This window comes from Nonomuraea sp. SBT364, assembly GCF_001083785.1.
GTDB lineage: Bacteria > Actinomycetota > Actinomycetes > Streptosporangiales > Streptosporangiaceae > Nonomuraea.
In genome coordinates, this window is record NZ_LAVL01000189.1 from 1 (window position 1) to 14,775 (window position 14,775).

Annotated in this window: 14 protein-coding genes; 10 read left to right on the forward strand and 4 right to left on the reverse strand. The window is 73.7% G+C overall.

Features of this window, described 5'->3' with window-relative positions; translation table 11 throughout:
* On the reverse strand, positions 1-643 hold a 643-nt coding region (locus ADY59_RS41420), incomplete at its 3' end, for a LacI family DNA-binding transcriptional regulator (protein ID WP_049574968.1).
* Positions 644-785: 142 nt separating this feature from the next.
* Here ADY59_RS41420 and ADY59_RS41425 point away from each other — a divergent pair.
* Entirely contained in the window at positions 786-1,646 is an 861-nt protein-coding gene (locus tag ADY59_RS41425) for an amidohydrolase family protein (RefSeq protein WP_049574946.1), read from the forward strand.
* Positions 1,643-2,161, forward strand: coding sequence for a cysteine dioxygenase (locus tag ADY59_RS41430; RefSeq protein ID WP_049574948.1), 519 nt, complete (start codon positions 1,643-1,645; stop codon positions 2,159-2,161). Before ADY59_RS41425 ends, ADY59_RS41430 begins: the two co-directional genes overlap by 4 nt.
* Here ADY59_RS41430 and ADY59_RS41435 read toward each other — a convergent pair.
* On the reverse strand, positions 2,145-2,798 hold the full coding sequence (locus ADY59_RS41435) for a (2Fe-2S)-binding protein (protein WP_049574951.1): 654 nt from the start codon (positions 2,796-2,798) through the stop codon (positions 2,145-2,147). The genes ADY59_RS41430 and ADY59_RS41435 overlap by 17 nt on opposite strands.
* A gap of 15 nt (positions 2,799-2,813) precedes the next feature.
* On the reverse strand, positions 2,814-3,980 hold the full coding sequence (locus ADY59_RS41440) for a CynX/NimT family MFS transporter (protein ID WP_049574952.1): 1,167 nt from the start codon (positions 3,978-3,980) through the stop codon (positions 2,814-2,816).
* Positions 3,981-4,048: 68 nt separating this feature from the next.
* On the opposite strand from ADY59_RS41440, the gene ADY59_RS41445 reads away from it, so the two are divergent.
* Positions 4,049-5,029 (forward strand): LacI family DNA-binding transcriptional regulator, encoded by a 981-nt coding sequence (locus tag ADY59_RS41445; protein ID WP_231619143.1) that lies wholly within the window; start codon positions 4,049-4,051, stop codon positions 5,027-5,029.
* Between the two features lie 87 nt (positions 5,030-5,116).
* On the opposite strand, the gene ADY59_RS41450 is transcribed toward ADY59_RS41445, so the two are convergent.
* Positions 5,117-6,418: an MFS transporter gene (locus ADY59_RS41450; RefSeq protein WP_049574956.1), complete on the reverse strand. Its 1,302-nt coding sequence runs from the start codon at positions 6,416-6,418 to the stop codon at positions 5,117-5,119.
* 108 nt (positions 6,419-6,526) lie between these two features.
* Between ADY59_RS41450 and ADY59_RS41455 the strand changes: the two genes are divergently transcribed.
* The 7 genes from ADY59_RS41455 to ADY59_RS41485 all read left to right on the forward strand — a co-directional run bounded on the left by ADY59_RS41455 (position 6,527) and on the right by ADY59_RS41485 (position 14,676).
* Complete coding sequence (locus ADY59_RS41455; protein WP_231619144.1) at positions 6,527-7,510, forward strand: ArsR/SmtB family transcription factor; 984 nt, start codon at positions 6,527-6,529, stop codon at positions 7,508-7,510.
* 81 nt (positions 7,511-7,591) lie between these two features.
* Positions 7,592-8,542 carry a sugar-binding transcriptional regulator gene (locus tag ADY59_RS41460; protein ID WP_049574960.1) on the forward strand — a complete coding sequence of 317 codons (951 nt, stop codon included), beginning with the start codon at positions 7,592-7,594 and terminating at the stop codon, positions 8,540-8,542.
* A 192-nt stretch (positions 8,543-8,734) separates the two neighbouring features.
* On the forward strand, positions 8,735-9,823 hold the full coding sequence (locus ADY59_RS41465) for an ABC transporter substrate-binding protein (RefSeq protein ID WP_197094095.1): 1,089 nt from the start codon (positions 8,735-8,737) through the stop codon (positions 9,821-9,823).
* Positions 9,824-9,831: 8 nt separating this feature from the next.
* The gene (locus ADY59_RS41470) at positions 9,832-10,602 is read left to right on the forward strand and encodes an ATP-binding cassette domain-containing protein (RefSeq protein ID WP_082310798.1); all 771 of its coding nucleotides are present in this window, start codon (positions 9,832-9,834) and stop codon (positions 10,600-10,602) included.
* Positions 10,599-11,828: a sugar ABC transporter permease gene (locus ADY59_RS41475; protein WP_049574963.1), complete on the forward strand. Its 1,230-nt coding sequence runs from the start codon at positions 10,599-10,601 to the stop codon at positions 11,826-11,828. The genes ADY59_RS41470 and ADY59_RS41475 overlap by 4 nt, the downstream gene beginning before the upstream one ends.
* On the forward strand, positions 11,828-13,312 hold the full coding sequence (locus tag ADY59_RS41480; protein ID WP_049574965.1) for an FGGY-family carbohydrate kinase: 1,485 nt from the start codon (positions 11,828-11,830) through the stop codon (positions 13,310-13,312). The genes ADY59_RS41475 and ADY59_RS41480 overlap by 1 nt, the downstream gene beginning before the upstream one ends.
* A complete protein-coding gene (locus ADY59_RS41485) occupies positions 13,309-14,676 on the forward strand; it encodes an FGGY-family carbohydrate kinase (RefSeq protein ID WP_156326067.1) in 1,368 nt (455 codons plus the stop codon). Before ADY59_RS41480 ends, ADY59_RS41485 begins: the two co-directional genes overlap by 4 nt.
* The last annotated feature ends 99 nt before the right edge of the window (positions 14,677-14,775 follow it).

Genomic DNA, 14,775 nt, shown 5'->3' on the forward strand with positions numbered 1-14,775 from the left:
CGTACCCGGGCGGGACGGGCGCGGCGGCGGCGGCCAGCGCCGCCCGGTAGCCGTGCAGCCGGGCCTGGTTGCAGGCGGCGGCCGGCGGCCCGCCGAGGACGCCGACGCGGCGGTGGCCGAGGGCGCGCAGGTGCTCCAGGGCGAGGGTGACGCCGCGCCGGTTGTCGAACACGACCTCGCCGGCCGTGCCCGCCAGCGAGTCGCCGATCGCCACGACGGGCAGCGACTCGCACAGCTCGGGCCAGAACGCCGCCGCCGGGTCGAGCGGCTGCACGATCAGGCCGTCGACGCGCTGGTCGCGGAGCTGCTGGGCGAGGGCGCGCTCGCGGCCGGGGTCGCCGACGGCGTCGAGGATGAGCGCGTAGCGGTTCTTCTCGCGCAGGCCGCGGCTGATGCCGACGGCGAGCGACTGCTGCCAGAGGTCTTCGAGAGAGGCGCAGAGCAGCCCGATCATGCCGGTGCGGCCGCTGGCGAGGGCCCTGGCGATGGGGTCGGCCTCATAGCCGAGCTCGTCGGCGGCGGCGCGGACCCGCTGCATCGTCTCCTCGGACACCTGCAGGCCGCGCAGCGCGTAGGAGACGGCGGCCGGCGACAAGCCGGTCGCCTGGGCCACTTCCCGGATCGTCGCTCTCTTGCGAGGCATCCTGACACCTTAATCCGTGGCGCCGACAGAAGCCCCCGACCGTTGACGGCTTTGCGGTGAAGCGGTTCACTGAAGCGGTTCACCTTTGCGCCACCACGAATTTCCGATAAAGTCTGTCGGAAATACAGGAAGGAGCTGTCCGGTGAGCATCGACGTGCATCAGCATGTCTGGACGCCCGCGTTCGCCGACGCGCTGCGCGGCCGTGCCGTCCCGCCCCGGCTCGACGGCTGGACGCTGCTGCTGGACGGCGAGCCGCCCTACCAGGTGGATCCCGCCGTGCACGAGCACCGCGACACCACGGGCCTGGAGCTGGCCCTGGTCTCGCTGTCGAGCCCGCTCGGCATCGAGTCGCTGCCCCCGGAAGAGGCGTGGCCGCTGCTCGACGCCTACCACGAGGGGGCGCTCGCGCTGCCTCCGCCGTTCGGCGCCTGGGCCGCCACCTGCCACAGCGCTCCCGACCCCGACCGGCTGGCCGCCGACCTCGACCGCGGTTTCGCCGGGCTGCAGATCCCCGCGACCGCCGGTTTCGACGACACCCTGCTGAAGGTCCTCACCGACCGCGACCTCCCGCTGTTCGTCCACCCCGGCCCCGCCGCCGGGCAGCGCGACGTGCCCGGGTGGTGGCCGCCGGTCGTGCCGTACGTGCAGCAGATGCACGCCGCCTGGCATCGCTTCCACGCGGAGGTCCGGCCCCGGCACCCCGGGCTGCGGGTGTGCTTCGCGCTGCTCGCCGGCCTGGCCCCGCTGCACTCCGAACGGCTCATCGCCCGGGGCGGCGGCGGCCGGGGCCGGGTGGACCCCGGCTGCTACGTCGAGACCTCCTCCTACGGCCCGCGCGCCATCGACGCCGTCGTCCGCGAACTCGGCGTCGACGTGGTCGTCAACGGCTCCGACGCGCCGTACGGCACCGCGCCCGACCCCGGCCTGGGCGAGGCCGCGGCCCACGCCGTCACCGTCACCAACCCACGCCGCCTCCTCGGCGGAAAGGAGTCCCGTACGTGAGCGAGCACATCAGCAGCCGGATCCCGGAACGCACGCTGGACCGGCGCGAGCTGCGCGGCCTGGTGGACGAGCTGGCGGCCGACCCCGCCGGCTGGGGGGACCTGGTCGCCTTCCCGGCCGACGGCGGCAGGCACTACGCCTCGCTCTACCGGGACGCGTACGTGGACGTGTGGTTGCTGTGCTGGCGGCCGGAGGACGACACGGGCTGGCACGACCACGACGTCTCCTCGGGCGCGGTGCACGTGGTCGAGGGGGCGCTGCTGGAGTGCAACCCGCGCATCGGCGGCGAGCACCTGGAGACCGTGGTGGCGGCCGGGCGGTCGTTCTCGTTCGGCCCCGACCACATCCACCGGCTCACCGGCGCGGTGGAACGCAGCGTCTCGATCCACGCCTACTCGCCGCCGCTGTGGCGGCTCGGCCAGTACTCGATCGACGGCACCGGCGTCATGCGGCGCGTGTCGGTGAGCTACGCCGACGAGCTGCGGCCCCTGGACGGGATCAGCGCTGTGGCCTGAGCACGCAGCAGCTTCCGCAGGCCTCCACGTCCGGCAGCGTGATCCACAGGCAGCAGGTCCTGCGGAAGTAGCCGTCTCCGGCGGGCTCGACGAGCCCGTCGACCGGCTTGCCGATCTCCTTGAGCAGCCCCATGTAGTCGCCCGGCTCGACCTTCGTCAGCGGGTGCGCGATGGCCTCGGCGGTCGAGCCCCACAGCGTCCGCTCGCCCACCTTGGCCAGCCCGCTGAGCGCCCTGACCAGCGGCCCCTGCGACTCGGCGAGCGCGTCGCCGATCGCCCCGGCGCCCGAGGCCCAGCTCACGCCGGTGGCCGCGATCGTCACCCCGGCGTCGGACACCTTGAAGTACGTGTCGGCCAGCCGCATGATCGGCACCCGCCCGTCCAGCGCCCAGCCGAGCGCCATCGGCAGCGTGTGCCAGTAGCCGTAGGTCTTCCAGAACAGCGCCGCGCCCACGTGCCGTGGCGCGTTCCACCGCGCCGCCGTCTGGTCGACCAGCTCGCCCAGCAGCGTGTACGGCTCACGCGCCAGCTCGGCGGCGGGCGTCCAGCTCTCGTCGGGATCGATGACCAGGCCCGGCTCGACACCGATCACGCCGCCACGCGCGGCGGCCATGCGTTCGAGCACCTCGGTCAGCACGTCCGATCCCTTCGCCTATAGGTTAGCCTTGCCTAAGGTAGCAGGGCGTCCGGCGAACCAACCAGCGACCAGTTGCAGCCCCACCATCGCCAGCCCGAACAGCAGCGGCGCCGTCCATCCGCCGGACGCCTGCCGCAGCAGCCCGAACGCCACCGGCCCCAGCGCGGCCAACAGGTAGCCCACCGACTGCGCCACGGCCGACAGCGCGGTCACCGAAGCCGGATCGGCCGGCCGCAACGCGATGATCAGCAGCGCGAGCGCGAACGCCGCGCCCTGCCCGACGCCCAGGACGATCATCCACAGCCACGGCACGGTCGTCGGCGCGACCAGCATCGCCACGTACCCGGCCGCCGTCAGCAGCGTCGCCGCCATCACGTACGGCAGCTGCGACGGCCGCCGCCCGGCCAGCACCGGCACCGCCAGCGTCGCGCCCACCTGGACCAGCGTCGTCAGGCTCAGCAGGTAGCCCGCCTGGTCCGCGGGCAGCCCGGCGTCCAGGAAGATCTTCGGCAGCCAGGCGAGCATGACGTAGAAGGTGAGCGACTGCAGGCCCATCCACGCGGTCACGTACCAGGTCACCCGGCTGCGCACGATCGCGCGGAACGGCCGCGGCCCCTGCTGCGGCGGTGCCTGCCTGCCGTACGCCTGCGGCAGCCAGACCAGCGCCGCCACCAGCGCGGGCACCGCCACAAGCGCCGACACGCCGCGCCAGCCGTAGCCGGTGACCCGCTCCAGCGGGACGACCAGCGCCGAGGACGCGGCGGCCCCGCCCACGATGCCGGCGCTGTAGACGCCGGTCAGCAGGTTGACCCGGCCGGGGAAGTGCTGCTTCACGATGCCGGGCATGGCGACGTTCATCACCGCGATGGCCGTGGCCGCGACGGCGACGGCGGCGTACAGCACCAGCGGGCCGTCGAGGCCGCGCACCGCCACGCCGCCGGCCAGCAGCAGCAGGCCCGCCAGCAGCGTGCGGTCCAGCCCGATCCGCCTGGCCAGCATCGGCGCCACCGGCCCGAACACGCCCAGGCACACCACCATGACCGTGGTGATGGCCCCGCCGCCCGCGGGCGTGAGGCCGGTGTCGGTCATGATCTCGTCGAGGAGGGGTGAGATGCCGGCGATCGCCGGGCGCAGGTTCAGCGCGGCCAGCACAATCCCGGCCACGAGGAGAGCAGATCTCATAGCGGATCTACCTTCCCATATCCATTGACAACGTTGTCTGCGCCGGACTGGTGAGGCAGGATCTGGTCGTGAGACCGACGATGAAGGACGTCGCCTCGGCGGCCGGTGTGGCGCTCAAGACCGTGTCCCGTGTGGTCAACGGCGAGCCGGGCGTCCATCCCGCCACGGCCGACCGGGTGCGCGCCGCCATCGAGTCGCTCGGCTACAGCCGCAACGAGAGCGCCCGGGTGCTGCGCCGGGGCCGCACCGCCACGATCGGGCTGGTCATCGAGGACGTGGCCGACCCGTTCTACGCCTCACTGAGCAGGGCCGTCGAGGACGTCGCCGCCGCCTACGGATGCCTGCTGCTCAGCGGCTCCTCCAGCGAGGAGCCGGCCAGGGAGCGCGAGCTGGTGCGCACGTTCTGCACCCGCCGGGTCGACGGGCTGATCGTGGTGCCCGCCGGTGACGACCATTCCTACCTGCGCCCCGAGCTCGACGCGGGCACCCCGGCGGTCTTCGCCGACCGGCCGCCGGGGCCCGGCGTGGACGTCGACACCGTGCTCAGCGACAACGCCGGCGGCGCCGCCCTGGCCACCCGCCACCTGATGGCGTGCGGGCACAGCCGGATCGCCTTCCTCGGCGACGACCCGTCGATCTACACGGCCGCGCGACGGCTGCACGGATACCGCGCCGCCCTGGGCGGTCTCCAGGACGAGCGGCTCGTCGCCATGCGGCCGCCCTCGCTCGATTCCGTACGGTCGGACCTGGAGCGCATGCTGGCCCTGGAGCACCCCCCGACGGCGGTGTTCACCGGCAACGGCCGGCTCACGGTCACCGTCCTGCGCGCGCTCGCCGGGCGGCCGATGGCGCTGGTCGGGTTCGACGACTTCGAACTGGCCGACCTGCTGGTGCCCGGCGTGACCGTGGTCGCCCAGGACCCTGCCGGGATGGGCCGGACGGCGGCCGAGCTCCTGTTCCGCCGCCTCGCGGGCGACACCGGGCCCTCGGAGCACCCGCTGCTGCCGGTCCGCCTCGTCCCCCGCGGCTCCGGCGAACTTCCCCCATGACCCGCCTCACCGGTCCCACATGGCGCTGATCGGCAGCGCCGTGAGCCGGTTACCGAAGGAGAGGGACCGCCTGCCGGTATAGCGGTGTCACGCGGGGTGCGGGGAGGGGCGCAGGGAGCCTGCGAGGGCGAGGGCCACGGCGACGCCCGCCGCGCCGGCGACGACGATGGCCAGGCGCGGGGAGAACGCCTCGCCGAGCACGCCGACCAGGGCGGCGCCGACGGCCTGGCCGGTCATCATGCCGGCCGACAGCAGGCCGAACGCCTGGCCGCGGACCGCCTCGGGGACCGCCTCCAGGAAGCGGCGCTGGAGGCCGAGCTGGTACGACAGGCCCGCCGCCGCCAGGGCCGCCAGCACGGCCGCCCAGCCGACGCCCGGCCCCGCCAGGAACCCGAGCCAGGGCAGCCCGAGCAGCACCGCCAGCGGCAACGACAGCCGCTCCCGCACCATCGGCGCGGCGAACCTGCCGACGGCGAACTCGCCCACCGCCATGCCGCCGGCCGCCGCCGCCAGCACCACGCCCGCCTGTCCCTGGCCGCCCAGGTACGGCACGATCATCGCCTCCGCCCCGGCCACGCACAGGGTCGGCACCCAGGACGCCAGCAGCAGCCCCCGTACCCGCCGGTCGGCGACGAGCATGCGGTTCACCCGCAGCGTCTCCCGCACCGCCCCGTCGGACACCCCCCTTCCGGGGGAACGCACCTTCCAGACCCGACGGCGTGCCGAGACGGCAGCCGGCCCCCCGGACGCGCCCGCGATCCGCCCCTCGGACTCGGCGTGGGTGGGGGACGCGGCGCGGGCGGCTCGGCGGGGGAGGCCGAGGCGGAGGACGAGTGCGGCGACGGCGGAGAGCGCGGCCGTGGCGGCGAGGGCGGTGTGGGGACCGGCGACGGCGAGGAAGGCGCCGCCGACGGCGAGGCCGGCGATCTGGGCGCCGGCGGAGGTGACGCCGAGCAGGGAGCGGCCGAGGACGAAGGCGTCGCCGGGCAGCACCTCGGGCAGCAGGGCGCTGCGCGCGGCGCCGAAGACGGGCGAGAACAGCCCGGTGACCAGCACCAGCGCGAGCATCGCCCACACCGGCAGCCCCGCGTAGGCCAGCAGCAGGCACACCACGACCCGGACCAGCTCTCCGGCGACCATGACGCCCCGGGCCGGGAGCCGGTCGGCGAGCGAGAGGAGGAAGAGCCCGCCGACGATGTACGGCAGCCAGCCCGCCATGTAGGCGGCGGCCGACAGCCCCGGCGAGCCCGTCTGGGCGTAGACCAGCACCGACAGCGCCAGCATCTTGATCGAATCGCCGGCCACGAGCAGCGCGAAGCTGCCGAACAGCACCCGGAACTCGCCTACCGCGAACACCTCTCGGAAGGTGGCACCGCGTTCGGTGGACAACGCACGACTCCTTTACGGCCGGGGCGGCCCCGAGGGAGGAAGGGGCCGCCGGAACCGATGGTGGGGGTGCGGGCGCGACAGGGCGACGCTTTCGGATATAACCGAAAGGTGAGTGTGCGGATCGAGGTGACCCCGCAGGACGTTGCGGCCAGCAGGTTCGCCGTCTCGCCGCTGATCGAGACCATGCACGCGCAGTGGGTGCTGACCGGCCGGGCCGGTCCGGGCCCGCATCGGCGCTGGCTGGAGCGATGGCGCGAGACGTACCTGGAGCTGGAGCGCCGCCACCCGGCGCTGTCCGCGATCATGTGGGTGGCCGGCAACGCGGGGGCGGACAACGTGGACTTCGTCGCGCCGCCGCCCGCCGGGATGAGCGTGCCGTTCGAGGAGGAGCTGGCGGCGCTGCGCGACACGCCGGTGGAGCAGGCGCACGCGGAGATCGCCCACGTGCTGGCCGCCCGCCCGCCGGCGCCCGCGCCGATCCGGGACCTGCTGATGGGCGGCGACGTGGTCCGCCTGGTGGCCGGGGCGTACGAGGCGCTGTGGACGGAGATCATCCAGTACGGCTGGCCCCGGTTCCACGCCGTCCTGGAACGCGACGTGGTGCAGCGGGCCGGGCGGCTGGCGACGTACGGCTGGGCGGCGGCCCTGGAGGACCTGAGCGAGCAGGTGCGCTGGCACGACGACGGGCACATCACGGTCGGGGTGCGCGGGCTGGAGCGGCACCGGCTGGGCGGCCGGGGACTGCTGTTCGTGCCGTCGGTGTTCATCACGAGCGTGGGCGCGTACCTGGCGGAGGCGTGGCCGTACGCGCTGGTCTACCCGGCGCGCGGCACCGGCGTGGAGCCTCCGGCGGCGGGCGGCGCCGGGCTGGCGGCGCTGATCGGCCGCACGCGGGCGCGCATCCTGGCCGAGCTGGCCACTCCGGCGACCACGACGCACCTGGCCGCGCTGCTCGGGCAGAGCATCGGCGGGACCGGCGGGCACGTGGCGGCGCTGCGCGGCAGCGGCCTGATCACCGGCACCCGGACGGGCCGCAGCGTGCTCTACTCGCGGACGCCGCTGGGGGACGCCCTGATCGCCGGATCCCTCTAACCTTTTCTCTGGCGAACACGAAGGTATAGTCAAAAGCGCATCCGTTCAGCAACAACGTTCACGATCCAGGGAGCGCGCTCCATGAACGACGACGCCGTACAGGAAGCCCGCTTCCCGCATGAGCTGATGTACGCGGCGGCGTCGCAGTACTACCTCCAGGACGCCACGCAGGCCGACATCGCCAAGCGGCTCGGGGTGAGCCGGGCGACGGTGAGCCGCCTGCTCACGGAGGCCCGCAAGCAGGGCATCGTCGAGATCCGGGTCAACCGGCCCGCCACGCTGGCCGAGGGCCCGCTGGCCGGCGAGGTCGCCGAGGCGCTGCGGCTGCGGCGCGTCCACCTGGTGCCCCGGGTCAGCGGTCCCGCGCTGGGCCCCTGGCTGGCTCCAGGCCTGGCCAGGGCGCTGGCGGGCGCGGAGCTGAAGTCGGGCGACGTGGTGCTGGTGTCGTCGGGCAGCACGGTGTACGAGTGTGCCGGCGAGAGCCTGGGCCGCTATCCGGGCGTGACGATCGCGCCGGCGGTGGGCGGCCAGCAGGACCCGCAGCCCTGGTTCCAGACCAACGAGACCACCCGGCTGCTGGCCGAGCGGGTCGGCGGCGTGCCGAGCTACCTCTACGCACCCGCGCTGCCCGGCCCCGAGCTGTTCTACTCGCTGCGGCACGAGCCGTCGGTGCGCCGGGTGATGGACCAGTGGGCGCACGCCAAGTGCGCGATCGTGGGCGTGGGCTCGCCGCCGCTGATGCGGCAGGTGGTGCCCGCGTTCGTGCCGCGCGACGCGCCGACGCTGCGCGAGGCCGTCGGCGACGTGTGCTCGCGCTTCTACGACCGCGACGGCGAGCCGGTGGGCTATCCGGGCAGCGAGCGCCTGGTCGCGGCCGGGCTCGACGAGCTGCGGCGCATCCCGCACTCGATCGCGGTCGCGGTGGGCGCCGAGAAGGTGCTGTCCATCGTGGCCGGCGCCAGGGGCGGCTACTTCAACCAGCTCGTCACCGACGCGCTCACGGCCGAGAGCCTGCTCGCCGCCACCCGCTGACCCTCCGGGGTGAACACCAGGCCACAGCCACGCAAACTCGCTGAACAGAATTGCTGGACAAATATTCTGGGTCGGGCTAGCGTGAGGCAGACCACAGGACGTGACCCGGTGTGAGGGACGTCCCTGGTCGCACTCGGGGGACGCGACGCAACGAGATCGTCCGTGAGGACGTAGCGAGTGAGGAATGATCCCGTGAACACAACCAAGATCCGGATCGCGGCGGCGGCGGTCCTCGCGACCTCCGCGCTCGCCGCGTGCGGCTCCGGCTCCACCGGCGGCGACGCGGGTAGCGGCAGCACCGGCGGCACCGGCGGCGTCGAGAACGCCAAGGTGGCCTTCCTCATGCCCGACCTCGCCTCCACCAGGTACGAGCTGCAGGACCGGCCGCTGTTCGAGGCCAAGGTGAAGGCGCTCTGCGCGAGCTGCAGCGTCATCTACCAGAACGCCGACTCCGACGCCGCCAAGCAGCAGCAGCAGGCGAACTCCGCGCTGGCGCAGGGCGTCAAGGCGATCGTGATCGACCCGGTCGACTCCGCCGCCGCGGCCACCATCGTCAAGTCCGCGCAGGCGCAGGGCGTGCCGATCATCGCCTACGACCGGCCGATCCCGGCCACGCCCGCCGACTACTACATCTCCTTCGACAACGAGAAGATCGGCGCGATGATCGGCCAGTCGCTGGTCGACCACCTCAAGGCGGAGAAGGCCGAGGGCGGCCTGCTGCAGGTGAACGGCTCCCCCACCGACGCCGCGGCCGGCCTGATCAAGAAGGGCATCCACTCGGCGATCGACAACAGCGGCTTCAAGCTGCTGGCCGAGTACGACACCCCCGACTGGCAGCCGGAGAAGGCGCAGACCTGGGTCAGCGGCCAGATCACCCAGTTCGGCGACCAGATCGTCGGTGTGGTGGCGGCCAACGACGGCACCGGCGGCGGCACGATCGCCGCGTTCAAGGCGGCGGGCAAGGACGTGCCGCCGGTGACGGGCAACGACGCCGAGGTGGCCGCCGCCCAGCGCATCATCAAGGGCGACCAGTACAACACGATCTCCAAGCCGATCAAGATCGTGGCCGAGGCCGCGGCCGACGTCGCCTTCAAGTTCATGAAGGGCGAGAAGCCCGCCGGTGAGGCGACGCTGTTCAACACGCCGTCGCAGCTGTTCACGCCGACCGTGGTGACGCGGGAGAACATCAAGGAAGTGCTGTTCGACAGCGGCATCATGAAGGCCGCCGACGTGTGCACGGCCGAGTACGCCGAGGGCTGCACCGAGCTCGGCATCAAGTAGGGAGTCTCGTGAGCGTCCTGTCCCTGCGCGGGATCAGCAAGACCTTCGGCGCGGTCGCCGCGCTCACCGACATCGCGCTCGACGTCGCCGCCGGCGAGGTCGTGGCCGTGGTCGGCGACAACGGGGCCGGCAAGTCCACGCTGGTCAAGATCCTTTCAGGGGTGCATCCGCCGGACTCGGGGACGATCACGTTCGCCGACCGGCAGGTGCAGATCCCCACCCCGGCGGCGGCCCACAAGCTGGGCATCGCCACCGTCTTCCAGGACCTCGCCCTGTGCGAGAACCTCAACGTGATCCAGAACCTGTTCCTGGGCCAGGAGATCCGCCCGCTGCGGCTGAACGACGTGGCGATGGAGACCCGCTCGTGGGAGCTGCTCCGGCAGCTCTCGGCGAAGATCCCCAGCGTGCGGGTGCCGGTCGCGGCGCTGTCCGGCGGGCAGCGGCAGACGGTGGCCATCGCCAGGTCGCTGCTCGGCGACCCGAAGGTCATCATCCTGGACGAGCCGACCGCCGCGCTGGGCGTCGCCCAGACGGCCGAGGTGCTCAACCTGGTCGAGCGGCTGCGCGAGAACGGCCTCGGCGTCATCATGATCAGCCACAACATGGCGGACGTGAAGGCCGTCGCCGACACGGTGGCGGTGCTCCGGCTCGGCCGCAACAACGGCGTCTTCCCCGTGAAGGACGTCTCCGCCGAGGACATCATCGCCGCGATCACCGGCGCCACCGACAACGTCGTGGCCCAGCGGGCCGCACGCGGGCAGGAAGGACAGCAGTCGTGACGACGACCACCGACCGCCAGGACGAGCGGCTCCAGAGCCGCGACGGCCTGCGTGGCGCGCTCACCGACGTGGTCGAGCGGGCCCGCGGCGGCGACCTCGGCATGATCCCCGTGGTCGTCGGGCTGATCGTCATCTGGACCGTCCTGCAGGTCCTCAACCCGGTCTTCCTGTCCAGCGCCAACCTGGTGAACCTCACGCTGGAGTCGGCCGCCGTCGGCGTGATCGCGCTCGGCATCGTGTGCGTGCTGCTCGTGGGCCAGATCGACCTGTCGGTCGGCTCGGTCAGCGGGCTGTCGGGCGCGGTCCTGGCGGTGCTGTTCGTCGTCAAGGGGCTGCCGGTCTGGCTCGCGATCTTCGCCGCCGTCGTGCTCGGCGCGGTGGTCGGCTGGCTGTACGCGCAGTTGTTCAACCGGTTCGGGGTGCCGAGCTTCGTCATCACGCTGGCCGGACTCCTGGGCTTCCTCGGGCTGCAGCTGTACGTGCTCGGCACCAACGGGTCGATCAACCTGCCGTTCGACTCCGGACTGGTGAACTTCGCCCAGTTCGCGTTCGTGCCCGCCTGGCTGTCGTACACGCTCGCGGTGGTCGCCGCGGGCGCGCTGTTCGTCAGCGGCTTCCTGCACGCCAGGGAGCGCCGCAAGGCGGGGCTGTCGGCCAGGAGCATGACCGCGCTCGCCGTCAGGAGCGTGGCGCTGCTGGCCGCGCTCGGGTTCGTGGTCTGGTACCTGGGACAGACGCGCGGCGTCGGCTGGATGTTCGTCTTCTTCGTGGCGCTCGTGCTGATCATGCACTACCTGCTGTCCCGGACGAAGTGGGGCCGGTCGGTCTACGCCGTCGGCGGCAACGTGGAGGCCGCGCGACGCGCCGGCATCAACGTCAAGGCCGTGTTCACCACCGTGTTCGTGCTCTGCTCGACGTTCGCGGCGGTGGGCGGCATCATGGCCGCCGCCCGGCTGGCCGCGGTCAACCCGAGCAGCGGCGGCGGCGACGTCAACCTCAACGCGATCGCCGCGGCGGTCATCGGCGGCACGAGCCTGTTCGGCGGCCGAGGCTCGGCCTTCGGCGCGCTGCTCGGCGTCGTCGTCATCCAGTCGATCTCCAGCGGCCTGACGCTGCTGAACCTCGACTCGTCCATCAGGTTCATGGTCACCGGGGCCGTCCTGCTGCTGGCGGTGGTCGTCGACTCCGTCTCGCGCAGGTCGAGGACCTCGCACGGCAGGGCGTGATGGCCGCCATCTGCGTCGACGCCGGCACCACGGTGATCAAGGCGGTCGGCTACGACGAGACGGGCGCGGAGGCGGTCGTGGTCCGGCACGAGACCACCGTGTCCCGTCCCGCGCCCGGCCACGCCGAGCAGGACATGGACGCCGTCTGGGACGCGGTCGCCCGCGCGGTGCGCGGCGTCGCCGCCGAGCTGGCCGGGCCGGTCCGGTTCGTCGCCGTGACCGCCCAGGGTGACGGCTGCTGGCTGGTCGACTCCTCGGGGGTGCCGACCGGCCCGGCCGTCCTCTGGAACGACGGCCGCGCGGCCGGCGTGGTCGACGGCTGGAACCGGACCGGCCTGGCCGAGGCGGCCTTCCGGGTCAACGGGTCGTCGGCCGCCTCCGGGCTGCCGCACGCGATCCTGACCTGGCTGAAGGAGCACGACCCCGACCGGCTGGCCCGCTCGGCCGCCAACCTGACGTGCGGCGGCTGGATCTTCTGCCGGATGACCGGGGTGATCGCCGCCGACGAGTCCGACGGCTCGGCCCCGTTCATGGACCTGCGGACCCGCCGCTACTCGCCCGAACTGCTGTCGCTGTTCGGCCTCGGCTGGGCCGAGCGGCTGCTGCCGGAGCTGCGCGACGACAGCGGCCGGGTGGCCGAGCTGACCCCCGCCGCCGCCACGACGCTCGGCCTGCCCGCCGGCACGCCCGTCGTCATGGCCCCGTACGACATCGCCGCCACCGCGATCGGCGCCGGGGCGGTGAGCGCCGGGCAGGCGTGCGGCATCCTGGGCACCACGCTGTGCGTGGAGAGCGTCGTGGAGCGGCCCGCCCTGGACGGCGAGCCGGTCGGCATCACGATCGCGCTGCCCGGCGGCTACCTGCGGGCCTTCCCCACCTTCGCCGGGACCGAGGTCGTCCAGTGGGCGTGCCGCCTGCTCGGCCTGGGCCATCCGGCGGAGCTGAGCGAACTGGCCGCGCTGAGCGAGCCCGGCGCGCGCGGGCTGGCGTTCCAGCCGTACTTCTCGCCGGCCGGGGAGCGGGCGCCGTTCTCCGACCCGCTCGCCCGGGGCGCGTTCCTGGGCATGTCCTTCGAGCACGGCCGCGAGGACGTCGCGCGGGCCGTCCTGGAAGGGCTCACGCTCGTCATCCAGGACTGCCTGGCCGCCTCCGGGCCGCCCCCGCACGAACTGCGGGTGTGCGGCGGCGGCGCGGGCAGCGCGCTCTGGCTGCAGCTCATCGCCGACGTGACCGGCCTGCCGGTGCTGCGCCCGGCGGACGCCGAGGTCGGCGCCCGGGGCGCCTTCCTCGTCGGCCTCACCGCCACCGGCGCCGGGAGCCTGGGCGAGGACCTCCGGGCCGCCGCCGACAGGCACGTACGCCTGCGCGCGGCCGTCGAACCGCGGCCCGGGCCGTACGAGCACGCCTACCGGGACTTCCTGGCGCTGCGCGGGACCACCGCCGGAACGTGGCCGCTGCTGGCCGGGATGCGGAGCCGTCCATGAGCGTCCACCTCGGCATCGACCTCGGCACCCAGAGCGTGCGCGCGATGGCCGTCGACGCGGCCGGGCAGGTGCTCGGTTCGGCGAGCCGCCCCCTCACCAGCCACCGCGACGGCCCCCGCCACGAGCAGGACCCCGAGGAGTGGTGGCGCGCGCTCGCCGCCGCCACCCGCGAGGCCCTGCGCGGCGTCCCCGGCCCGGTGGCGGGCCTCGCCGTGGACGCCACCTCTGGAACGCTCCTCCTGACGGACGACTCCGGTGCCCCCCTGACACCGGCGCTCATGTACGACGACCGGCGCGCCGCCGCGTTCACCGACCGGGTCAACGAGACCGGCTCGGCCGTCTGGGAACGGCTCGGCTACCGGCGCATGCAGCCCAACTGGGCGCTGCCGAAGCTGCTGTGGCTGCTGCAGTCCCCGCCCGAGGGCGGCCGCCTGGCGCACCAGAGCGACTTCGTCAACCGCCGCCTGACCGGCCGGCCCGTCGCCACCGACCTGAGCAACGCGCTCAAGACCGGCGTCGACCTGATCGAGGAGCGCTGGCCGTACGAGGTCCTCGACGGGCTGGGCGTGCCCGCCGGGATGCTTCCCGAGGTGGTGCGCCCCGGCACCCGGCTCGGGACGGTGTGCGCCGAGGCCGCCCGGGTCACCGGCATCCCCGAGGGCACGCCGGTGATCGCCGGCACCACCGACGGCTGCGCCGCCCAGCTCGGCGCCGGCGCCCTGCGCCCCGGGAGCTGGAACTCGGTGCTCGGCACCACCCTGGTGCTCAAGGGCGTGACGCGGGAGCTCATCCACGACCCGCTCGGCGTCGTCTACTCGCACCGCGCACCCGACGGCTCCTGGCTGCCGGGCGGCGCGTCGAGCACCGGCGCGGGCGTGCTGGCCCGCGACCTGCCCGGCCGTGACCTCGACGCGCTCGCCGGACAGGCACTGGCGCGCTACGGCACGCATGGGAGCCCTCCCATCACGTATCCGCTGGTCTCCCGGGGCGAGCGGTTCCCGTTCGCGGCGGCCGAGGCCGAGGGCTTCACGCTGGGCGAGCCGGCCGACGACGTGGACCGGTACGCCGCGATCCTGCTCGGCGCGGCGTTCGTGGAGCGGCTCTGCTTCGACTATCTGGACCTGCTCGGCGCCCCGGTGGACGGCGAGATCATCCTGACCGGCGGCGCGACGCGGAGCGCGTACTGGAACCAGTTGCGGGCGGACGTGCTGGGCCGCCCCGTGACGCTGCGGGAGAACGCCGAGCCCGCCCTCGGCATGGCCGTGGCGGCGGCGCGGGCGGCCTCGGCGCCGCGTAACGTACCGGAGCCCGCCGCCGTCCAGACGACCTCGCGCGCCGCCTGCCAGTCCTTGCGGCTCGCGTGAAAGGCGCCGATCGCGTACAGCGGCTCCGGGTCCACCGGGTCGAGCTCCCGCAGCCGGGCGACGGCGTCGGCGGGCGCGCCGGGCGTGTCCCCGAAGGTG